This is a genomic window from Streptomyces sp. NPDC039736, from assembly GCF_055596485.1.
This window is the reverse complement of sequence record NZ_JBVIUQ010000004.1, coordinates 720,462-742,084: the sequence shown is the minus strand read 5'-3', so window position 1 is coordinate 742,084 and position 21,623 is coordinate 720,462. Positions and strand designations below refer to the sequence as shown.

Annotated in this window: 17 protein-coding genes and 1 rRNA gene; 10 read left to right on the top strand and 8 right to left on the bottom strand. The window is 72.1% G+C overall.

Going from position 1 to position 21,623, the window contains the following annotated elements; genetic code table 11:
- Positions 1-93: ribosomal RNA gene (rrf, locus tag ACZ56L_RS16645) — 5S ribosomal RNA — on the top strand; the annotation flags it as partial.
- Between the two features lie 119 nt (positions 94-212).
- Here the strand turns inward: rrf and ACZ56L_RS16640 are convergent.
- Genes ACZ56L_RS16640 through ACZ56L_RS16620 form a run of 5 tightly spaced genes read right to left on the bottom strand, consistent with a single transcriptional unit; the run spans position 213 to position 5,726 of the window.
- Positions 213-1,523 carry a DUF58 domain-containing protein gene (locus tag ACZ56L_RS16640; RefSeq protein WP_471064677.1) on the bottom strand — a complete coding sequence of 437 codons (1,311 nt, stop codon included), beginning with the start codon at positions 1,521-1,523 and terminating at the stop codon, positions 213-215.
- A 16-nt stretch (positions 1,524-1,539) separates the two neighbouring features.
- Entirely contained in the window at positions 1,540-2,526 is a 987-nt protein-coding gene (locus tag ACZ56L_RS16635; protein WP_471064675.1) for an AAA family ATPase, read from the bottom strand.
- The gene (locus ACZ56L_RS16630) at positions 2,523-3,740 is read right to left on the bottom strand and encodes a DUF4350 domain-containing protein (RefSeq protein WP_471064673.1); all 1,218 of its coding nucleotides are present in this window, start codon (positions 3,738-3,740) and stop codon (positions 2,523-2,525) included. The genes ACZ56L_RS16635 and ACZ56L_RS16630 overlap by 4 nt, the downstream gene beginning before the upstream one ends.
- Positions 3,737-4,438, bottom strand: a complete 702-nt coding sequence (locus ACZ56L_RS16625; RefSeq protein WP_468687989.1) for a DUF4129 domain-containing protein — start codon at positions 4,436-4,438, stop codon at positions 3,737-3,739. Before ACZ56L_RS16625 ends, ACZ56L_RS16630 begins: the two co-directional genes overlap by 4 nt.
- A 7-nt stretch (positions 4,439-4,445) precedes the next feature.
- Entirely contained in the window at positions 4,446-5,726 is a 1,281-nt protein-coding gene (locus ACZ56L_RS16620; RefSeq protein WP_471064671.1) for a DUF7847 domain-containing protein, read from the bottom strand.
- A gap of 149 nt (positions 5,727-5,875) precedes the next feature.
- Between ACZ56L_RS16620 and mtnA the strand changes: the two genes are divergently transcribed.
- From mtnA to ACZ56L_RS16585, 7 genes are all read left to right on the top strand, one after another.
- A complete protein-coding gene (gene mtnA / locus ACZ56L_RS16615) occupies positions 5,876-7,021 on the top strand; it encodes an S-methyl-5-thioribose-1-phosphate isomerase (RefSeq protein WP_345222368.1) in 1,146 nt (381 codons plus the stop codon).
- A gap of 4 nt (positions 7,022-7,025) precedes the next feature.
- Positions 7,026-7,715, top strand: a complete 690-nt coding sequence (gene mtrA, locus ACZ56L_RS16610; protein ID WP_189823911.1) for a two-component system response regulator MtrA — start codon at positions 7,026-7,028, stop codon at positions 7,713-7,715.
- Position 7,716: 1 nt separating this feature from the next.
- Complete coding sequence (gene mtrB / locus ACZ56L_RS16605) at positions 7,717-10,026, top strand: MtrAB system histidine kinase MtrB (protein WP_471064668.1); 2,310 nt, start codon at positions 7,717-7,719, stop codon at positions 10,024-10,026.
- Positions 10,016-11,914: an LpqB family beta-propeller domain-containing protein gene (locus ACZ56L_RS16600; protein ID WP_471064666.1), complete on the top strand. Its 1,899-nt coding sequence runs from the start codon at positions 10,016-10,018 to the stop codon at positions 11,912-11,914. Before mtrB ends, ACZ56L_RS16600 begins: the two co-directional genes overlap by 11 nt.
- A 252-nt stretch (positions 11,915-12,166) precedes the next feature.
- Complete coding sequence (locus tag ACZ56L_RS16595) at positions 12,167-13,087, top strand: ComF family protein (protein WP_468687980.1); 921 nt, start codon at positions 12,167-12,169, stop codon at positions 13,085-13,087.
- Between the two features lie 311 nt (positions 13,088-13,398).
- Entirely contained in the window at positions 13,399-14,094 is a 696-nt protein-coding gene (hpf, locus tag ACZ56L_RS16590) for a ribosome hibernation-promoting factor, HPF/YfiA family (RefSeq protein ID WP_345222384.1), read from the top strand.
- Between the two features lie 225 nt (positions 14,095-14,319).
- Entirely contained in the window at positions 14,320-15,099 is a 780-nt protein-coding gene (locus ACZ56L_RS16585; protein ID WP_345222386.1) for a response regulator transcription factor, read from the top strand.
- 146 nt (positions 15,100-15,245) lie between these two features.
- Here ACZ56L_RS16585 and ACZ56L_RS16580 read toward each other — a convergent pair whose 3' ends face one another.
- Together ACZ56L_RS16580 and ACZ56L_RS16575 are read right to left on the bottom strand one after the other, a co-directional pair.
- On the bottom strand, positions 15,246-16,424 hold the full coding sequence (locus tag ACZ56L_RS16580) for a winged helix-turn-helix domain-containing protein (protein WP_468687974.1): 1,179 nt from the start codon (positions 16,422-16,424) through the stop codon (positions 15,246-15,248).
- 9 nt (positions 16,425-16,433) lie between these two features.
- Positions 16,434-17,039 carry a GNAT family N-acetyltransferase gene (locus ACZ56L_RS16575; protein ID WP_471064663.1) on the bottom strand — a complete coding sequence of 202 codons (606 nt, stop codon included), beginning with the start codon at positions 17,037-17,039 and terminating at the stop codon, positions 16,434-16,436.
- 258 nt (positions 17,040-17,297) lie between these two features.
- Here ACZ56L_RS16575 and secA point away from each other — a divergent pair, with 258 nt between their 5' ends.
- A complete protein-coding gene (secA, locus tag ACZ56L_RS16570; RefSeq protein WP_345222395.1) occupies positions 17,298-20,117 on the top strand; it encodes a preprotein translocase subunit SecA in 2,820 nt (939 codons plus the stop codon).
- A 183-nt stretch (positions 20,118-20,300) separates the two neighbouring features.
- Here secA and ACZ56L_RS16565 read toward each other — a convergent pair whose 3' ends face one another.
- Entirely contained in the window at positions 20,301-20,726 is a 426-nt protein-coding gene (locus tag ACZ56L_RS16565) for an Rv3235 family protein (RefSeq protein WP_345222398.1), read from the bottom strand.
- Positions 20,727-21,035: 309 nt separating this feature from the next.
- Between ACZ56L_RS16565 and ACZ56L_RS16560 the strand changes: the two genes are divergently transcribed.
- Positions 21,036-21,545, top strand: coding sequence for a DUF6912 family protein (locus ACZ56L_RS16560; protein ID WP_345222400.1), 510 nt, complete (start codon positions 21,036-21,038; stop codon positions 21,543-21,545).
- Positions 21,546-21,623 lie beyond the last annotated feature (78 nt).

The window sequence follows — 21,623 nt, the reverse complement described above, 5'->3', positions numbered from 1 at the left end:
ACGCCCGGTTACATTCCGAACCCGGAAGCTAAGCCTTTCAGCGCCGATGGTACTGCAGGGGGGACCCTGTGGGAGAGTAGGACGCCGCCGAACAAGTTTTGATACGGGAAAGCCCCGCACCAGTCATGGTGCGGGGCTTTTCTGCGTTCACGGGTAATAGGGAACCTTCTCGGGTATCCCCGTCCGTCGGTTCTCCGGGAAATGGCAAAGTCCTAGAGACGGCCCGCAGCCTTCAGTGCCAGATAGGCGTCGGCCAGAGCAGGGGCCAGCTCGTCGGGGGTGGCATCGACGACCGTGACGCCGTATCGCCTGAGCTTCTCGGCGGTTTGCTCCCGCTGTTCCTGGGACTGGGCACCGGCAGCGGCCTCGTACACGGAATCCACGGAGCCGCGAGCTGCGGCCATTTCCGCAATGCGGGGGTCGGCCACGGAGGCGACCACGACCGTGTGGCGCTTGGTGAGCTGCGGCAGGACCGGGAGCAGGCCCTCCTCCACAGGCGCGGAGTTGATGCCGGTGAGGAGCACGACCAGAGAACGGCGGGGAGCGCAGGCGAGGACGGCGGCGCTGAGGCCGCGTGTGTCCGTTTCGACGAATGCGGGTTCCAGCGGCGCCATCGCGTTGACCAGCGCGGGAAGGAGCTCACCCGAGGAGCGGCCCTGCACCTGGGTGCGGATGCGGCGATCGTGGGCCAGGAGGTCGACCCTGTCGCCGGCCCGGGAGGCGAGGGCCGCCAGCAGGAGAGCAGCGTCCATGGAAGCGTCGAGCCGGGGGACGTCGCCCACGCGGCCGGCGGACGTGCGGCCGGTGTCCAGGACCAGGAGGATGTGGCGGTCCCGCTCGGGTCGCCAGGTGCGTACGGCGACCGAGTTCTGGCGGGCGGTCGCGCGCCAGTCGATGGAACGGGTGTCGTCGCCGGGAACGTAGTCGCGAAGGCTGTCGAACTCAGTGCCCTCGCCACGGGTCAACACGCTGGTACGGCCGTCGAGTTCACGCAACCGGGCCAGCTTCGACGGGAGGTGCTTGCGGCTGGCGAACGAGGGCAGGACGCGGACGGTCCAGGGGACGAGGTGACTGCCTTGGCGTGCGGCGAGTCCCAGCGGACCGTACGAGCGGACGGTGATGCGGTCGGCTTGGCGGTCACCGCGACGGCTGGGGCGCAACTCCGTTGTGAGACAGCGGCGTTCACCTGCGGGAACGGTGAACTCGTGGCGGGATGCCGCGGCCTCGGTGGCGGGGGGCCGGCTACTGGGCGGCCAGGCGTCGCGCAGGTGGGCGCGCAGGCGTCGGGGGGAGGGGTTGGTGACGGTCAGTTGGACGGTGGCGGTTTCGCCGAGTCGAACGGATGTATCACCAGATCGGGTGAATTGGAGCTTTCGCACTGGCGCGGCCAGTGCGAAGTCGCACAGGATTGCGAGTGTCAGGGGTGCATTGACCGCGAGGATTCCTGACCAGCTCGGCGCGAGGATGCCGACGGGAAGTGAGCCGAGGGCCGCGAGCAGGGCGGTTCGTCCGGTGAGGGCCATGAGATCGTCGCCCGTCTCAGCGAGGGACGGGGACGTGGGAGAGGACGGAGGTGATGACGGAATCGGCGGTGACGCCTTCCATCTCTGCTTCGGGGCGGAGTTGGACGCGGTGACGCAGCGTCGGGAGGGCGAGGGCCTTCACGTCGTCGGGGATGACGTAGTCCCTGCCGGTGAGCCAGGCCCAGGCGCGGGCGGTGGACAGCAGGGCGGTGGCGCCTCGCGGGGAGACGCCGAGGGTCAGTGAGGGGGAGGTGCGAGTGGCACGGCAGATGTCGACGACGTAGCCGGTGATCTCAGGGGAGACCGAGGTCTTGGCGACCGCGGACCTGGCGGCTTCCAGATCGTCGGGGCCGGCGACGGGACGTACGCCCGCTCCCTTCAGGTCCCGGGGGTTGAAGCCTTCGGCGTGACGGGTCAGGACGTCGATCTCGTCCTGGCGGCCGGGGAGGGGGACGGTGAGTTTCAGGAGGAAGCGGTCCAACTGGGCTTCCGGGAGAGGGTAGGTGCCCTCGTACTCGACGGGGTTCTGGGTCGCTGCGACGAGGAAGGGGTCGGGCAGGAGGCGGGGCACGCCGTCGACCGTGACCTGGCGTTCCTCCATCGCTTCGAGGAGGGAGGACTGGGTCTTGGGGGGCGTGCGGTTGATCTCGTCGGCGAGGAGGAGGTTGGTGAAGACGGGACCGGGCTGGAAGGAGAACTCGGAGGTGCGCGCGTCGTAGACCAGGGAGCCGGTGACGTCGCTGGGCATCAGGTCGGGAGTGAACTGGACGCGCTTGGTGTCGAGTTCGAGAGAGGCGGCCAGGGCGCGGACCAGGAGCGTCTTGGCGACGCCGGGGACTCCTTCGAGGAGGACGTGGCCGCGGCAGAGGAGCGCGACGACGAGGCCGGTGACCGCCGGGTCCTGGCCGACCACGGCCTTGGCGATCTCGGTGCGCAGGGCCTCCAGGGAGGCGCGAGCGCTGTCGGGGGTCTCGGCGGGGATCTCTGCGTGCTGGGCGCTCATGAGGCGCGGACCTCTCTTTCGAGGGCGTCGAGTTCGTCGGCCAGGTGGATGAGGCCGGCGTCATGGGACGGGACGGGACCGAACAGGAGGGATGCGAGGTCCCTGTCGGAGTGCGGCAGGCGTGCGGAGACGGCGGGCAGGAGGGCCGTCGCGGCGTGGGAGTGGGCGGTGGGGACGCCCAGGAGGGAGGAGAGGCGGGTGCGGGTCGCCGAGCGGAGGGCGGAGGCGGCGCGGTCGCGGGCGTTGGCCCGACGGTAGAGGCGGGCGCGACCCTCGGTGGTTTCGGAGGCGCGAATGGCGACGGGCAGGCGCTCGGTCACCAGGGGGCCGAGGCGGCGGGCCCGCCACAGGGCGGCGAGCAGGGCGGCCAGGGCGAGTTGGGCGGTTCCCCAGATCCAGCCGGGCGGGACCTGGGACAGGAAGCCGCCGGTGGTGTCGTCGGACGCGGGGCGGCCACCGGTGGCGGAGGGGTCGTCGAGCGAGGGGAGGTACCAGGTCAGACGGGGGCGGGAGCCGAGGAGTTGGAGGGCGAGGGAGGCGTTGCCCTGTTGGGCGAGGCTCTCGTTGAGGAGGAAGTCGGGGGCGCCCAGGAGGACGGTGTCGCCGCCGGCGGGGGTGTTGAGGCGGAGCAGCGAGGCGCGGCCGTCGACCGGATAGCAGGCGTCCGGGCGGCCGGAGCCGGGGAGGGAGGCTGTGGGGGAGTAGAGGTGGCCGCCCAGGTCGGCGGAGCCGGCGGCGGTGGCGGCGGGCAGGGTGCAGCGGGGGGCCAGGGCCTCGACCGGTGCGGGCTGCGGGGCGACGCGTACTCCTGGGGCCAGCGCGGAGAGGGCGGTGGAGGAGGGGGCGATGAGGACGGTGCGGCCGCCCGAGGGGGAGGTCGCCTGGTGGAGGCGGCGCTGCTGGGCGGCGGTGAGGAGGTTCGGGGAGGTGACCAGGAGGGTGGTGTCGGGCCCCGCTGTGGACGTGGCTTCGGCGAGGGTGGCGACGACGCGGGTGGGGACGCCGCGCTCCTTGAGGAGTTCCGCGACGGCGCGAGTGCCGGCGGGGGCGGCGGAGCGGGGGTCGAGGACGCCGTGGCGGGAGCCGGACTGCAGAGCGGCGAGGACGATGCCGGTGAGCAGGATCAGGGCCAGGGCCAGCAGGGGGCCACGGGCGCGGGCCCAGAGCTGGCCGGTGGTGGGGGAGATCGAGGTGGCGGGCGGCGCGGTCGTCACAGGGCGGCCCACTCGGAGGACGGGGGCGGGGTGTCGGTCAGGGAGGGCCTGGTGCGTTCCAGATCGAGGTCCAGGTCGCGCAGGCGCAGGTATGCGGCCTCGTCGGCGGTGCGGTCGCCGTAGGTGACGTCGTCGAAGGAGCGGGCGGCGGCGTGCAGGCGGGCGGCGTGGTCGGGCAGGGTGCGGCCGGCCTCCGCTGCGGCTTCGTCGGCGGTGCGGCCGGGGCGCGGGTCGAGGAGGGCGCGTTCCTCCAGGGAGCGGACCACGGCGCGCATGCGCTCCTGGACGGCGGGGTTCCAGCGCTGGGCGGCGGCGTGGGCCTCGGCGGCGGCGCGGTGTTCGGCGGAGCTGCGCGGGCGGTCGTCGAAGAGGGAGGCGGGGGAGGAGGGAGTACGGGTGGGAGTGCCGAGGCGCCACCACAGGCCGGCCAGGAGCAGGACGACGACCAGGGCGATGACGGCCAGGCCGAGCGGGCCTCCGGGAGTCGCCCCGGAGGCCGCGTGGAAGAGGTCGCCGATCCACTCCCAGAAGCGGTCGAGGGCCCGCTGGAGGGGGTTCGGGTCGTGCTCGTGGTACGCGGGCTCGGACAGTTCGCGCTCCGCCGCTTCGCGGGCGGGCAGGCGCGGGATGTCCAGGGGCGGATCGTCGCCCGTGCGTGTCCGGAGCCGGACCGTGGCAGTGTCCCCCGTCACCGGCACCGCCGCATCAGCTCCCTGGGGTCTGGTCGGCCGAGTGCTCCGTGTCGTAGCCGGAAAGGCCCGCGGCGCGGGCGAGGTCCAGGTCGAGGGCCTCGCGGCGGATGCGCTGGTCGATGTAGAGGAGTACCGAAACGCCCGCGGAGATCGGGTACGTGATGCAGGCGGCGATCACCGCGCCGACGCCGCTGATGATCAGGAACGCCCAGCCGAACTCCGCGCTGGCGCCCTTCATCAGGCTCTCCAGGCCGCCGCCGTCCGCGAGCAGGGCCAAGAAGGTGAACACCATCACGATGAGCATCGAGACGACGGCCGTCAGCACGGCCGTCAGGAGCTGGATGCCGAAGACCCGCCACCAGGAGCCCTGCACCAGCTTCGCGGAGCGGCGCAGCGATCGGCCGATCGACTGACGTTCCAGCATCAGGGCAGGCGACGCCAGCGAGAAGCGCACCCACAGCCAGATCACAAGGATGGAAGCCGCGAGCACGCCGAGCGCGGAGAGCAGCGCACCGCCGACCGACCCGAGCAGCAGACCCGGCAGGGCGGCCACCGCCAGGATCGCCATGGAGCCGACGGTCAGCAGCAGAGTCAGGCCCAGCAGGGGCAGCAGACGGGGCTTGGCCTCGCGCCACGCGTCGCCCAGCGACACCGGGCGGCCCAGCACCGAGCGGCTGACCACGACGGTCAGCAGCGCCGTCGTGAAGAGGGTGCCGATCGCAGTGATCAGCAGGGTGGGCACCGTGGAGAACAGCTCGGCCTGCGCGGCCTCCACACTCTGGCGCAGCGCCTCGTTCACGTCGGCCCCCGGGTCGGCCGTGGTGGCCGGGGGCGTCGGCAGGACGAACCGCTGCAGGAGCATGACGGCGATCTGGACGAGCACGGCGACGACCACCGTGACGCCCAGCACCGTCCGCCAGTGCGCGCGGGCCGTGGACACCGAGCCGTCGAGGATGTCGCCCAGGCCCAGCGGACGCAACGGGATCACCCCCGGCTTGGCGGCGGGCGGGGGACCGCCCCAGCCGCCGGGACCGGGAGCTCCCCAGCCACCGCCCCGCGGGGCGCCGTTCCAGCCCTGCCGGGGCGGGGTCTGGGCGTGGCTGCGCGGTGCGGCGGAGCCCGGCGCGGACCACTGGCCAGCCGGCGGCTGCTCCTTCGACCACTTCGATCCGGAGGGCTCGGAAGGCATGGACTCGGGCGCCCCGTCGGCGGGCCCGGTCCCACCGGAGTTCTCCGGGGGACGGCCGTCGGAGGGGGCGGGTCCGGGCGAGGCCCAGCCCGGAGAGTCGTTCATCGTCGCTCCTTCACGGTGCCGGACCGCGGATGCGGCGGCTGGTTGCCAGCCATCGTGCCATGGGGGGTGTCCCCGTGGACCTGCCCCCGTCCTTCCTTACTGCCCTCCGCACCTTCAATTACCGGGGTCCCCCGGGGCAGACTGGGCGGATGGCTGATCACGACGCGCACAGCACGGTGGGCGCAGAACCGCCCACGCTGCCCTCGCTTCGATGGGAGGAGCCCCCCGAGGGCCCGGTCCTGGTGCTCCTCGACCAGACCCGGCTGCCGGTGGAAGAGGTCGAACTGGTCTGTACGGACGTGCCGGCGCTGGTGGGGGCCATCCAGCGACTCGCCGTGCGGGGAGCCCCGCTGCTGGGCATCGCCGGGGCGTACGGAGTGGCGCTGGCCGCCCGGCGGGGCTTCGACGTGGAGGAGGCCGCCGGGCAGCTCGCGGGGGCGCGGCCCACCGCCGTCAACCTCGGGTACGGGGTGCGGCAGGCGGCCGGGGCGTATGCCGCCGCGCGCGAGAAGGGGCTCGGCGAGGAAGGGGCGGCGCAGGCCGCGCTGGACGCCGCGCGGGCACTGCACCGGGCGGACGCCCTGGCCAGTGCCGCCATGGCCCGGCACGGCCTCGCCCTGCTGGACGAGCTGCTGCCCGGCGGCAGCCACCGCGTCCTCACCCACTGCAACACCGGGGCGCTCGTCTCCGGCGGTGAGGGCACCGCGTTCGCCGTGGCGCTGGCCGCGCACCGGCAGGGGCGGCTGCGGCGCCTGTGGGTGGACGAGACGAGGCCGCTGCTCCAGGGCGCGCGGCTCACCGCGTACGAGGCGGCCCGGCACTCCATGGCGTACACCCTGCTGACGGACAACGCGGCGGGCTCCCTGTTCGCGGCGGGCGAGGTGGACGCCGTACTGATCGGGGCGGACCGGATCGCGGCGGACGGTTCGGTGGCGAACAAGGTGGGGAGCTATCCGCTGGCGGTCCTCGCCAAGTACCACCATGTGCCGTTCGTCGTGGTCGCCCCGCTGACCACGGTCGATCCGGCGACGCCGGACGGTGCGGCGATAGAGGTGGAGATGCGTTCCGGGCTCGAAGTGACGGAGTTCACCGGAGGGCTGCCGGCGGCGGGCGCGGAGGGGGGCGGCGGGCACGCCGTGGCACCGCTCGGGACCCAGGCGTACAACCCCGCCTTCGACGTCACACCGCCGGAACTGGTGACGGCGCTCGTCACCGAGGAGGGGGTCGTGTCACCGGTGACCGGGACCGCTCTCGCGGAGCTGTGTGCCAGGTCACCACGGACAGCGATGAGCTAATGGGATGATGGCGTTTATGAAAGGTCGCGTTCTCGTAGTTGACGACGACACCGCACTTGCCGAGATGTTGGGCATCGTGTTGCGTGGAGAAGGTTTTGAGCCGTCGTTCGTCGCCGACGGCGACAAAGCGCTGGCTGCGTTCAGGGAGGCGAAGCCCGATCTGGTACTGCTGGACCTCATGCTGCCCGGACGGGACGGCATCGAGGTGTGCAGGCTGATCCGGGCGGAGTCCGGAGTGCCGATCGTCATGCTGACGGCGAAGAGCGACACCGTGGACGTGGTGGTGGGCCTCGAGTCCGGCGCCGACGACTACATCGTCAAGCCGTTCAAGCCCAAGGAGCTCGTCGCCCGGATCCGGGCGAGGCTGAGGAGGTCGGAGGAGCCCGCGCCGGAACAGCTGGCCATAGGTGACCTGGTCATCGACGTCGCCGGGCACTCGGTGAAGCGGGAGGGGCAGTCGATAGCGCTGACTCCGCTGGAGTTCGACCTGCTGGTCGCGCTCGCCCGCAAGCCGTGGCAGGTGTTCACGCGTGAGGTGCTGCTGGAGCAGGTCTGGGGGTACCGGCACGCCGCGGACACCCGGCTCGTCAACGTCCACGTCCAGCGACTGCGCTCGAAGGTCGAGAAGGACCCCGAGCGCCCCGAGATCGTCGTGACCGTGCGCGGCGTCGGCTACAAGGCCGGACCGAGCTGACATGAACCGTGGCAGTGCTGCTCCGAAGCCCGGGGAGCCGGGAAGCCGTACGGAGCGGGCTGCCGCAGCGGACCGCCCCGCGCGGGGCCCCAGGAAGGACCCCCCGCCGGGCGTCTCCGGCCACCCGGGACGCCGTACGTCCCGGGCCGGCCGGCTGCGCGAAGGCGGCCGGCTGCTCCAGGACGCGGCCCCCGGCGGCCCCGTCCTGCGTCTCGTCGTACGTCTCGTACGACGGCCCCTGCTGCCGGCGATACGGCTGTGGCGGCGCAACATCCAGCTCCGCGTGGTCGCCACGACGCTGCTGATGTCCCTCGGGGTGGTGCTGCTGCTCGGCTTCGTCGTCATCAGCGCGGTCAGCAACGGACTGCTCAAGTCCAAGGTCGAGGCCGCCCAGAACCAGGCCCGCGGCGGTTTCGCCGTCGCCCAGGAACGGGCCAACGCGCCCGCCGACCCCGGCGGCAGGGACGGCGGGGAGAGCGACAACGCCGGGCGCAACGCCGCCAACTGGCGCTCCGACCTGGTGGAACAGCTCGCCAGCGGCGGCCAGAAGGCATTCAACGTGGTCGCGCTCAGCGTCGCCAACGACGCGTCCGAGAGCCAGCGCGGCCCGCGCGCCTCCGGCGGCGTCGACCCCCAGGCGAGCGTGCCGCAGGAACTGCGCGAATCCCTCGACCGGGACTCCGAGACCTACCAGGTCAACTGGCGCATCGTGTACAGCAACGACGCCCAGCCCTCCGAGCCCGGCCTGGTCATCGGCAAGCGGCTCAACGACATCAGCGGCAGCCCGTACCAGCTGTACTACCTCTTCCCGCTGACGCAGGAGGAGGCCTCCCTCAAGGTCGTCACGAACACCCTGCTGACGGCGGGAGTGTTCGTCGTCGTGCTGCTCGGGGCCATCGCCTGGCTGGTCGTGCGCCAGGTCGTCACCCCGGTGCGGATGGCCGCCGGCGTCGCCGAGAGGCTCTCCGCGGGACGCCTCCAGGAACGCATGAAGGTCACCGGCGAGGACGACATCGCACGCCTCGGCGAGGCCTTCAACAAGATGGCGCAGAACCTCCAGCTCAAGATCCAGCAGTTGGAGGACCTGTCGCGGATGCAGCGGCGCTTCGTCTCCGACGTCTCGCACGAGCTGCGGACGCCGTTGACGACGGTACGGATGGCCGCCGACGTCATCCACGACTCCAAGAGCGACTTCGACCCGGTGACGGCGCGCTCCGCCGAACTGCTGGTCGGACAGATCGACCGGTTCGAATCGCTGCTTGCCGACCTGCTGGAGATCAGCCGCTTCGACGCCGGAGCCGCCGCGCTGGAGGCCGAACCGATCGACCTGCGCGAGGTCGTACGGCGCGTGATCGACGCGGCGGAACCGCTCGCCGAGCGCAAGGGCACCGTCGTCCGGGTCGTCGGCGACGAGCAGTCCGTGGTCGTCGAGGCCGACGCACGGCGCGTCGAGCGGGTGCTGCGCAACCTCGTCGTCAACGCCGTCGAGCACGGCGAGGGACGCGACGTGGTGGTACGGCTGGGAGCGGCGGGCGGCGCCGTCGCCGTGGCGGTACGGGACTACGGCGTCGGCCTGAAGCCCGGCGAGGCCACCCGCGTCTTCAGCCGCTTCTGGCGGGCCGACCCGGCGCGGGCCCGCACCACGGGCGGCACCGGGCTCGGCCTGTCCATCGCCGTGGAGGACGCCCGGCTGCACGGCGGCTGGCTCCAGGCGTGGGGCGAGCCGGGCGGCGGATCGCAGTTCCGGCTGACCCTGCCGCGCACCGTGGACGAGCCCCTGCGCGGGTCGCCCATCCCGCTGGAGCCGGAGGACTCGCGCCGGGCACGCGCCCGGTTGGCGGAGGCGGAGCAGGCGGCCGGGCGGGACGCCGCGAACGCGCGGATCCCCGTACAGCAGACCGGGGAGCGGCGGGGCGGGCCCCTGCCCGCGCCGCGGACGGCGGCCGTCCCCACGGACCCGACGGCGCTGCCGGGCAACGGCGCGCGGGTCGTGTCGCGCAGTCTGGGCGACGAGGCACAGGACGGGCGCGCCGGGGCGGAGAACGGCGCCGGGGCCGAGGACGGCGCCGGGGGCGGCGGACCCGGCGGGAGCGGACCGCGCGACAGTGCTGCGGACGGCGCTGCGGACGGCGCTGTGACCGGGAAGGCGCGCGAGGGCCGCGGCAGCGCTGCGGACGGCAGCGGGCGGGACGTGCGCGGTGGGCGCGACAGTGGCGTGGACGACGGCGACGGGGATGCACGCGGAGGGCGCGACAGCGGTCACCGGGCGCCCCGCGACAGGGACCGGGAGGACAGCCCGCGTGGGCGTTGAGGGGCACAGCCGCAGCAGGAAACACACGAACACGAGCCGGACCGTCCGGGCACGCGGGCTGAGGGCGGTCGCCCTGGTCGCCGGCGCGGGCCTGCTGCTGACCGCCACCGGCTGCGGGTCCATGCCCGACCACGGCAACGTGCAGGAGGTCAAGGCGTCACCGCAGGTCGACACGCAGGTCCGCGTCTACAGCGTGCCGCCGCGGCCGGGGGACGCGCCCCGGGCCATCGTCGACGGGTTCATGGAGGCCATGACCAGCGACGACCCCGGCTTCGACACCGCGCGCAAGTACCTGACCCGCGAGGCGTCGAAGACCTGGAACCCCGGCAGCACCACCATCCTCGACGGCGCGGTGCCGAACCCCGCGGACACGACGTCCGGGCACGACGGCGGCTCCCGCACCTTCCGGATCTCCGGGGAGCGGATCGCCGAGCTCGACAAGCAGAGCGCGTACACACCGCACACGGGGGCGTACGAGCAGACGCTGCGCCTGGTCAAGGAGAAGGGGCCGGGCAAGAAGGACAGCGCGGAGTGGCGCATCGACAGCCCGCCGCAGGGACTGGTGCTCGGCGAGTCGGACTTCCAGCGCATCTTCCGGTCGGTGAACAAGTACTACTTCGCCTCCACGGCGGGGGAGTCCAACCTGCTCGCTCTCGTCGCCGACCCCATTTACGTACGCAAGCGCACCGATCCGCAGACCCGGCTGGACCCCGTGGCGCAGGCGGTGAAGGCGGTCATGGACGGGCCGTCCGCCTGGCTCAGGAAGTCGGTCCGCTCGCGCTTCCCCACGAAGTCGGCGCTCAGGAACGGCACCAAGTCGCTGCCGATCGGCGACCACAACTCGCTGAAGGTGCCGCTCAACCCGGAGTCGGCGAACGCCGTCAACCAGAAGATGTGCACGGACATGGCGGCCCAACTGCTCTTCACGTTGCAGGACCTGACGTCCTCGACCCGGGTCGACCAGGTGGAGATGCAGCGGCCCGACGACTCGCCGCTGTGCAAGCTGCACAAGAACAACGCCGCCGACTACGTGGCGGGCGGCGTCGTCGCGGCGGCCAGCTACCAGTACTTCCTGGACGGCGAGCGTCGCCTCGTGCGGGTGCGCAGCACCAGTGAGAGCGGGCCGGCGGAGCCAGTGCCGGGAATCGGCGAGCAGAAGCTGACGGTGCGGTCGGCGGGGATCTCGCGGGACGAGACCGTCGCGGCGGCGGTCTCGGACAGCGGGCACGAGATGTACGTCGCGCCGATGACGGCGGGCCGTGACGACTACCGGACGCCGTACCGCAGCGAAAAGGGAGCCAGGGAGACGCTGTCCGCGCCGAGTTGGGACGGGATGGGCGACCTGTGGTTCGCCGACCGGGACCAGCGGCGGCCGCGCGTGGTGCGGCTGGTGGACGGCGGCGGCACGGCGCAGGAGGTCCAGGTGGAGAGGCTCGGCGACGGGTACGTGGACTCGTTGCGGGTGTCGGCGGACGGGGTGCGGGTGGCGCTGCTGATCGTCGAGAAGGGCCGCAAGACGCTCAAGATCGGACGGGTGGAGCGCACCAGGACGGCCGCGGGCGAGAAGGTCATGATCGTGGGTCTGCGGCCCGCGGCCCCGCAGATGGAGGACGTGACGGCGATGTCCTGGGCCGGACAGAGCCGGCTCGTGGTGGCCGGGCGCGAGGCCGGGGGAGTGCAGCAGATGCGGTACGTCCGTACGGACGGCTCCAGTTCGGCGGAGGGGCTGCTGCCCGGCGCCAACCAGGTGACGGCGGTCGCGGCGTCGGACGCCGAGGGGGCGGCGGTGCTGGCGCAGACGAAGGAGGACGGCATCGTGCGGCTGCCGCCGGGGGCCAACTGGAAGACGCTGGTGAAGGTGGGCTCGATGCCGGTCTACCCGGGGTAGCGGCGGAAGGTTCCTCCGGGGCGCGCGCGTGCCTCGGTGGCCGGTGACGGTGTCGGTGACGGCGGGCTCGACCCCTGGTTTTCCACAGGGAGTTGGGCCCGCCGTCGTGTGTTTTCCACAGGGGTGGCGGGAGGGTGGGGGCCCCGGCACAGTGGGGGCATGAAGCGATTACGGGGAGTTTGGCGGGAATTCGCCGCTCTGGTCCTGCCGGTGGCCTGCGCGGGCTGCGGCAGACCGCGGGAGCCGTCAGCGGTGTGCGCGGAGTGCGCCGAGCTGCTGCACGGGGGCGGGCCGGGGCGCGTACGGCCCTCGCCGCAGCCGCCGGGGCTGCCGGTCGTGCACGCGGCGGCCCGGTACGAGGACGCCCCGCGGGCGGTGCTCCTCGCGCACAAGGAGCGCGGCGCGCTCGGCCTGGCGGGCGAGCTGGGGCGGGCGTTGGCGGGGGCGGTGCGCGGCGCGGTGGGGGAGGTGGGGGCGGGGTGGGGGTGGGGTGGGGAGGGAGGGGAGGGGGAGCCCCCGGGAGCGTATCCCCCGGGCAGTTGGGTAAGTGCACCCCCAGTGGACGCGACGCAGGAAGTGGTTCTGGTGCCCGTGCCGTCCGCGCGGCGTTCGGTCGCCGTGCGGGGGCAGGACCCGGTGCGGCGGATCGCCTTCGCGGCAGCGGGTGAGCTGCGGCGGGGCGGGTTGGTGGCCCGGGTGGCTCCGGTGCTGCGGCAGTGCCGTCCGGTGGGCGACCAGGCCGGCCTGACTGCCCGCGAGCGGCTGGCGAACCTGTCCGGCGCCCTGGAGGCGGTCCCCGGCGCCGAGAGGCTGCTCACGGGCCCCCGGGCGGGTTTCGAGGACGTCTTCCGAGAGGTCCCGGCGGGTTCCCGGCCGGGCTCCGACGCCGGAGACGCCCCGGCGGGCGTCCGGGAGACCGGCCCGGCAGGCGCGGGGGCGGGTGTGACGGTGGTCCTGGTGGACGACCTCATGACCACCGGCGCCTCGCTGGCCGAGGCGGCGCGTGCGCTGCGGGCCTGCCGTGGTGCGTACGACAGGCGTCGGAGAAGACCCGGAAGGCCGGGGGAGTACTTACGTACCTCTGGGGGAAGGCCCGGCAATAGCGGATTCCCGACGATCGCGGCAGCGGTTGTCGCAGCTCCGCCGAAATCTTTCGAAATAAACTGGAACTGAGCGGGAACGTGCATCGTTGCAGGTAGCGAGAGGGAAAAACCACCTGAACGGAGGTACGCGCCGGTAGCGGGTGCCGATACCCCACCGGGCGGGCTATGTTCATAAGTGAGGAATGGCGGTCGCTGTGCCTCACTTATTGCACTGCCGTGCTGGTTTTCCCTCGCGCCCCGAAAATTGGAGGGTGTGGATCTTCCCCACGGGGGAGGAGGAGAGGAAGTCGCCTAGTCCGAGACTCCGGGACTGATCCGGAGTCTGGTGCAAAAAGGGAGACGCTCCGCAGCGAGCGGAGCAATCCGGGAACGGAGTTCTGCGTGGACATCGTCGTCAAGGGCCGCAAGACAGAGGTACCCGAGCGGTTCCGCAAGCACGTGGCGGAGAAGCTCAAGCTGGAGAGGATCCAGAAGCTCGACGGCAAGGTGATCAGCCTCGACGTGGAGGTGTCCAAGGAGCCCAACCCGAGGCAGGCGGACCGGTCCGACCGTGTGGAGATCACGGTGCACGGACGCGGTCCGGTGATCCGGGCCGAGGCGTCGGCGGGCGACGCGTACGCGGCGCTCGACCTGGCGACCGGCAAGCTCGAAGCGAGGCTGCGCAAGCAGCACGACAAGCGGCACACCCGCCGCGGCACCGGCAGGCTCTCGGCCGCCGAGGTCGGTGCGGCGGTACCCGACGCGGCCGTCATCGACGGCGACGGCCAACTCGTCGTGGACCACGGCGAGTCGGACGACGGTGTGCCCACCAAGAAGATCGGTTCGATCGAGGTGCAGGGCGAGGGACCGCTCGTGGTCCGCGAGAAGACCCACGTCGCCGCCCCCATGTCGCTCGATCAGGCGCTGTACGAGATGGAACTGGTCGGACACGACTTCTATCTCTTCGTCGACGCGGAGACCAAGCAGCCCAGCGTCGTCTACCGGCGACACGCGTACGACTACGGCGTCATCCACCTCGACACCGACCCGCTGGCGGAGTCCGAGGTCGGCGGCGCGGGCGGCGCACTCGGCGGCTGAGCGCCCCGCGGCGGCGTGCGGTGCGCCGCACCCCGCCTGAAGGTGGTGTCCCCGGAGGGCGTTCGCGCCCCCGGGGACACCGGTGCGTGCACCCTGAAGCGAGTCCTGAAGCGACCGTTCCGTCGCCGGGGCATGGAATCATGGCACCGCAAGTCAAGAAGTGCTCTGCGGACCGTGGTTGGCGCAGCACACGAACTTCGGGCCATGGCCTCAGGGGGAGGAACGATGGCGGACAGCTTCGGTCCGGTGCACGGCGGCGACTACGCACGGAATCTCGACCGCGGACCCGGGTCCGGACCGGGCCCCGGCCGTGACGGCGACCCGGACGAGGGCGCGTTCCGCAAGGAGCCGATCAGGGTGCTGGTGGTGGACGACCACGCGCTCTTCCGGCGCGGACTGGAGATCGTCCTCGCCCAGGAGGAGGACATCCAGGTCGTCGGTGAGGCCGGGGACGGCGCGGAGGCCGTGGACAAGGCGGCCGACCTGCTGCCGGACATCGTGCTGATGGACGTGCGGATGCCCCGGCGCGGCGGCATCGAGGCGTGCACCTCCATCAAGGAGGTGGCCCCCAGCGCGAAGATCATCATGCTGACGATCAGCGACGAGGAGGCCGACCTCTACGACGCGATCAAGGCGGGGGCGACGGGTTACCTGCTGAAGGAGATCTCCACGGACGAGGTGTCCACGGCGATCCGGGCGGTGGCCGACGGGCAGTCGCAGATCAGCCCCTCGATGGCGTCCAAGCTGCTCACCGAGTTCAAGTCGATGATCCAGCGCTCCGACGAGCGCAGGCTGGTGCCCGCGCCGCGGCTCACCGACCGGGAGCTGGAAGTGCTGAAGCTGGTGGCGACCGGGATGAACAACCGGGACATCGCCAAGGAGCTGTTCATCTCGGAGAACACCGTGAAGAACCACGTGCGCAACATCCTGGAGAAGCTCCAGCTGCATTCGCGCATGGAGGCCGTGGTGTACGCGATGCGGGAGAAGATCCTGGAGATCCGCTAGAGGCCCCCTCGCGGTCTCGGGCCCTCCCGGGGGTCCTCTCCTCGCCGGTCCCGGGCCCTCCCGGGGGTCCTCTCCTCGCCGGTTCCGGACCCTTCCGGGCGCTCTCTCGCGGTCCCGGTCCCCTTCCAGGAGCTCCCCCTCCGGTGCTACGCGTCCAGCGCCGCCCGCAGCGGGGCGTGCAGTTCCGGGGGTGTCGTGCGGTCCAGGCGGATCTCCGTGCAGCCGACCCAGGACGCCGCCTCCCACAGGGCCCTGGCCATGTCCGGGACCGCCTTCGCGGACTCCAGCGAGACCTGCTTGGCCACCAGCACCGAGCCCTCCCGGGCCGGGTCCACGCGCCCCAGCAGCCTGCCGCCCGCCAGCAGCGGCATCGCGAAGTACCCGTGGATCCGCTTGGGCCGGGGGACGTACGCCTCCAGGCGGTGCGTGAAGCCGAAGATCCGTTCCGTGCGCGGCCGGTCCCAGATCAGTGAGTCGAAGGGCGACAGCAGGGTCGTGCGGTGCCGTCCGCGCGGGACCGCGGCCAGGGCCTGCGGGTCCGCCCAGGCGGGCCTGCCCCAGCCCTCGACCTCGACCGGCACCAGGCCCGAGTCCGCGATCACCGCGTCCACCTGGGCGTTCTTCAGCCGGTGGTAGTCGGAGATGTCCTCCCGGGTGCCGACCCCCAGGGAGCGGCCGGCGAGGGCGACCAGGCGTCGTACGCACTCCGTGTCGGAGAGGTCGTCGTGCTGGTGGGCGGCGGGGACGGCGCGCTCGGCCAGGTCGTACACCCGTTTCCAGCCGCGCCGCCGTGTGCACACCACGTCGCCGTGCATCAGGGCGCGCTCGACGGCGACCTTGGACTCCGACCAGTCCCACCACTCGCCGCCGTTCTTCGCGCCGCCCAACTCCGTCGCCGTGAGCGGGCCTTCGGCGCGCAACTGCTTGATCACGCGCTCGTACGCGCCGTCGGTGAGCTCGTGGTGCCACTGCGGGCGGGCCCGGTAGGCACGGCGGCGGAACGCGAAGTGCGGCCATTCCTCGACGGGCAGGATGCAGGCCGCGTGCGACCAGTACTCGAAGGCGTGCGCGGGCTCGCCGTCGGGGGACCAGTAGGCGTCCTCGACCGTGCGCCGGGGCACCGCGCCCAGGCGGGCGTACGGAATCAGCTCGTGCGACCGGGCCAGCACGGAGATCGTGTCGAGCTGCACCGCGCCCAGGTGGCGCAGCACGCCCCGCACCCCGGCCCGGCGGTCGGGAGCGCCCAGAAGTCCCTGGGCGCGCAGGGCGATCCGGCGGGCTTCGTCGGCGGAGAGGGCGACCGATGCGGGCGGCTGGAAGGTCATGACGGAAGACTAGAGGGCGGCACTGACATCGCGGGCGGGCGGCTCCGGCGCGGGCAGGTAGGGGTGCGGGGCGGGCAGCCCCAGGTCCGAGGGGAGCAGCGAGGCGCTCCAGGCGTCGCGGGTGGTCCCCTGGTGGAGGATGGCCGCGCGCCGCACGCCCTCCATGGTGAAGCCGAGCCCGAGGGCGAGCTCGCGCGAGGGGTGGTTGCCGACCAGGGCCTGCCAGCAGAGCCGGTCCACGGGCTGCGTCGTGAGGGCCCAGCGGACGGCCGCGCCGGCGGCCTCGCGGACGTAACCCCTCCTGCGGTGTTCGCGCACCGCCCAGAAGCCGAGCTCCCAAGTGCCGGGTTCCTGGAGGACGCCGATGCCCACCGCGGCGAGCAGCGGCCCGCCGCCCCGGGGGCGCACCGCGAAGTGGAAGCCGGTGCCGGTGCGCAGGCCCCGGGCCGAGATCTGCTCGACGAAGTACACCGCGTCCTGGCGTCCGTACGGGGAGGGAAGGGTCACCCAGCGCTGGATGTCGGGGTCCTGCGCCGCGTGGAACACCTCGTCGGTGTCCTCGGTGGCGAAGGGCCGCAGTTCCAGCCGTTCGGTGTGCAGCGCGAAGGGTTCCATGCACGGATTCTGGTCACCGTGCGCACCGGGGGCGAACACTTTTCGAGTGCTGCCCGGCACCTTCGGGACGCGCGGGGCGTTCACCATGTTGACGCCGGTGCGCCTTCGCGGCGGCGGACCTCCCGGGGCGGCTTGGTCCTCGCTTACGATGGCCGTTGCGGTGGGGCCCGCCTGCCGTGCCCGCGCCAAAGTCAGTACCGACCCACACAGTCACACCGACCCAGTGCACAGGCCCGACCGGCAAGGAGACCAGCCTCAGTGTCCGTCTTCAACAAGCTCATGCGTGCAGGCGAAGGCAAGATCCTGCGCAAACTGCACCGCATCGCGGACCAGGTCAACTCCATCGAAGAGGACTTCGTCAACCTCTCCGACGCCGAGTTGCGCGCCCTGACCGACGAGTACAAGCAGCGTCACGCCGACGGCGAGAGCCTCGACGACCTGATGCCCGAGGCCTTCGCGACCGTCCGCGAGGCGGCCAAGCGCGTCCTCGGCCAGCGTCACTACGACGTCCAGCTGATGGGCGGCGCGGCCCTGCACCTCGGTTACGTCGCCGAGATGAAGACCGGTGAGGGCAAGACCCTCGTCGGCACGCTTCCCGCGTATCTGAACGCACTGTCCGGCAAGGGCGTGCACCTGATCACCACGAACGACTACCTCGCCGAGCGTGACTCCGAGCTGATGGGCCGGGTGCACAAGTTCCTCGGCCTGGAGGTCGGCTGCATCATCGCGAACATGTCGCCGGCCGAGCGCCGCGCGCAGTACGCCTGCGACATCACGTACGGCACGAACAACGAGTTCGGCTTCGACTACCTCCGCGACAACATGGCCTGGTCGCAGGAGGAACTGGTCCAGCGCGGCCACAACTTCGCGATCGTCGACGAGGTCGACTCCATCCTCGTCGACGAGGCCCGTACGCCGCTGATCATCTCCGGTCCCGCCGACCAGGCCACCAAGTGGTACGGCGACTTCGCGAAGCTCGTGACCCGCCTGAAGAAGGGCGAGCCGGGCAACCCGCTGAAGGGCATCGAGGAGACCGGCGACTACGAGGTCGACGAGAAGAAGCGCACCGTCGGCATCCACGAGCCGGGCGTCGCCAAGGTCGAGGACTGGCTGGGCATCGACAACCTCTACGAGTCGGTCAACACCCCGCTCGTCGGTTACCTCAACAACGCGATCAAGGCCAAGGAACTCTTCAAGAAGGACAAGGACTACGTCGTCATCGACGGCGAAGTCATGATCGTCGACGAGCACACCGGCCGTGTGCTCGCGGGCCGCCGCTACAACGAGGGCATGCACCAGGCGATCGAGGCGAAGGAAGGGGTGGACATCAAGGACGAGAACCAGACCCTCGCCACGATCACCCTGCAGAACTTCTTCCGCCTCTACGACGGCCTGTCCGGCATGACCGGTACGGCGATGACCGAGGCCGCGGAGTTCCACCAGATCTATAAGCTGGGCGTCGTGCCGATCCCGACCAACCGGGACATGGTCCGCATCGACCAGTCGGACCTGATCTACCGCACCGAGGTCGCCAAGTTCAACGCGGTCGTCGACGACATCGCCGAGAAGCACGCCAAGGGCCAGCCGATCCTGGTCGGCACCACGTCCGTCGAGAAGTCCGAGTACCTCTCGCAGCAGCTCTCCAAGCGCGGCATCCAGCACGAGGTGCTCAACGCCAAGCAGCACGACCGGGAGGCGCCGATCATCGCCCAGGCCGGCCGCAAGGGCGCCGTGACCGTGGCCACCAACATGGCCGGCCGCGGTACGGACATCAAGCTCGGCGGCAACCCGGACGACCTCGCCGAGGCGGAGCTGCGCCAGCAGGGCCTGGACCCCGAGGAGCACATCGAGGAGTGGGCGGCCGCGCTGCCCGCCGCCCTGGAGCGCGCCGAGGCCGCCGTGAAGGCGGAGCACGACGAGGTGAAGGCCCTCGGCGGGCTGTACGTCCTGGGCACCGAGCGGCACGAGTCGCGCCGCATCGACAACCAGCTGCGCGGCCGTTCCGGCCGTCAGGGCGACCCGGGCGAGTCCCGGTTCTACCTGTCGCTGGGCGACGACCTGATGCGTCTGTTCAAGGCGGCCATGGTCGAGCGCGTCATGGCGATGGCCAACGTTCCCGACGACGTGCCGATCGAGAACAAGATGGTCACCCGTGCCATCGCCTCGGCGCAGTCGCAGGTCGAGCAGCAGAACTTCGAGACCCGCAAGAACGTCCTGAAGTACGACGAGGTCCTCAACCGGCAGCGCGAGGTCATCTACGGCGAGCGCCGCCGCGTCCTGAAGGGCGAGGACCTGCACGAGCAGATCAAGCACTTCATGGACGACACGATCGACGCCTACATCCAGGCCGAGACCGTCGAGGGCTTCGCCGAGGAGTGGGACCTGGACCGCCTGTGGGGCGCGTTCAAGCAGCTCTACCCGGTGAAGATCACGGTGGAGGACCTGGAGGAGGCCGCGGGCGACCGCGCGGGGATCACCGCCGAGTTCATCTCGGAGTCCATCAAGGACGACATCTACGAGCAGTACGCGGCCCGCGAGAAGCAGCTCGGCTCGGAGATCATGCGCGAGCTGGAGCGCCGCGTGGTGCTGTCCGTGCTGGACCGCAAGTGGCGTGAGCACCTCTACGAGATGGACTACCTCCAGGAGGGCATCGGTCTGCGCGCCATGGCGCAGAAGGACCCGCTGGTGGAGTACCAGCGCGAGGGCTTCGACATGTTCAACGCCATGATGGACGGCATCAAGGAGGAGTCCGTCGGCTACCTGTTCAACCTGGAGGTCCAGGTGGAGCAGCAGGTCGAGGAGGTCCCGGTGCAGGACGGTCCCTCGCTCACCAAGGAGGACGCGGTGCCGGCCGGAGCGTCGCGCCCGGAGATCCGCGCGAAGGGCCTGGAGGCCCCGCAGCGGCCGGACCGGCTGCACTTCTCCGCGCCGACCGTGGACGGCGAGGGCGGCGTCGTCGAGGGCGACTTCGAGAACGCCGGCGCTGACGGCCCGACCCGCTCGGAGTCCGACGGCCTGACCCGTGCCGAGCGCCGCAAGGCGCAGAAGGCCGCGGGCGGCCGTCGCCGCAAGAAGTAGCCTTCGCCGTCGCGCCGCCGGGCGCGCGCTCCTTCCGGGGGTGCGCGCCCGGCGGCGTTTCCCGGTGGGCCGGGGCGGTCGGTCGGTGTTCTCCGGCGCTCTGGGGCGGCCGGCCGGTGTTCTCCGGCGCGCCGGGGCGGGCGGGTGGTGCTTCCTCGGTGTGCTCGGGTGCCGGCGGTGGGCTCAGACCCGCGCGGGGGCCCTCTCGCCGCCCAGTTCCAGGGCGGTGCAGCGCCAGCGCCGGTCGGGGCTCTGCTCCAGCCGGTAGGCCATGGCGCGCACCTGCTCGCCCGCGCCGATCCCGGCGCACGCCTCGATGACGCCGGGGCGGGGGCTGAAGCCGCGGCAGTGCCGCACGACGGGGCGCGGGCCCCGGGTGCGGAAGGGCGTCCGGGGCGCGAGGTCGACGAGCTGGTCGTAGGCGTCGCGGAACATCAGGTTCAGCATGCTGTGCGCCGGGCGCTGTCCGCTGAGCACCGCGAGCAGGAGTTCCGCGAACTGCTGCTGAGGGGTGCGCGGGGTGCGCGGCCGGGTGCGGACGGCGGTGCCCGTGCCGGGGCCGCGTGAGTCGCGACGGGCGGCGCCGGGCCGGGTCGTCGTGCCGTGCATAAAGATCGCCCCGCTCTGCCTGGCCGGTGTGGTACCCGGCGGTAACTTCTGGTGAAGGATCTTGTACGGTGCCGGACCGCGCGGTGGCAAGTGGCGTCCGCACCGCCCGCGCGCGGTCCGCCGAACCACCCATCAGGGTGAGAGCACGCCCCGGCGCCGGGACGGGCCCGGGGCCGCGCGGCGCGGGGTGGACGGCCGTGCGGGGGGACCGCCGCCCCGATGGGGGACCCGGAACGTACCCTGGAGGCCCTGCTGAAGCCCTGTCGAGAAGCCCTTCCGGCCGGGGAAGCGACGACGAAAGCGGCACCGATGCGCCTCTACGTACCTACGACACTTCCTGGACTGGCCGCCGCGTACAAGGCCGGCGAGCTGGGGCCCGGTCCGCTCGTCGCCTACGCGGTGACGCCGGGCCTGCGCGAGTGGTACGTCTCGGACGACATGGAGGAGCTGGAGTACGCGGCCCTGGGGCGCGCGGCCGCCGCCTCGCTGCGGCTGGTCGCCGGGGACCCGGCCGCCGAGCGGCGCCGGGTCGTGGTCGCCGTGGACGTGGCGGACCACCTGGTGGTCGTCGACCCGGACGGGCGGGGCATGGACGCCGGGGCCATCGGCGAGGTGCGTGTGGAGGGGGCCGTACCGCTGAAGAAGGCGGCGGCCGTGCACGCGGACGCCGACGACGCGCGGGACGACGTGACGGCCGCCGCCGCCGCGCTGGGGGCCGCGGACCTCGGCGACGACGACGCGCAGTTCGTGGTGGACGGGGCGGAGGACCACGAACTGCTGTGGTTCGGGGTGCAGGAGATCGCCGGGCTCATCGGCTGAGCAGGGCGGGAAGCCGGGGAGCCGGGCCGGAATCCGGCGGGAGTTCCAGGTCAGTGGCTTTGTCAGTGGCGGTGGGTA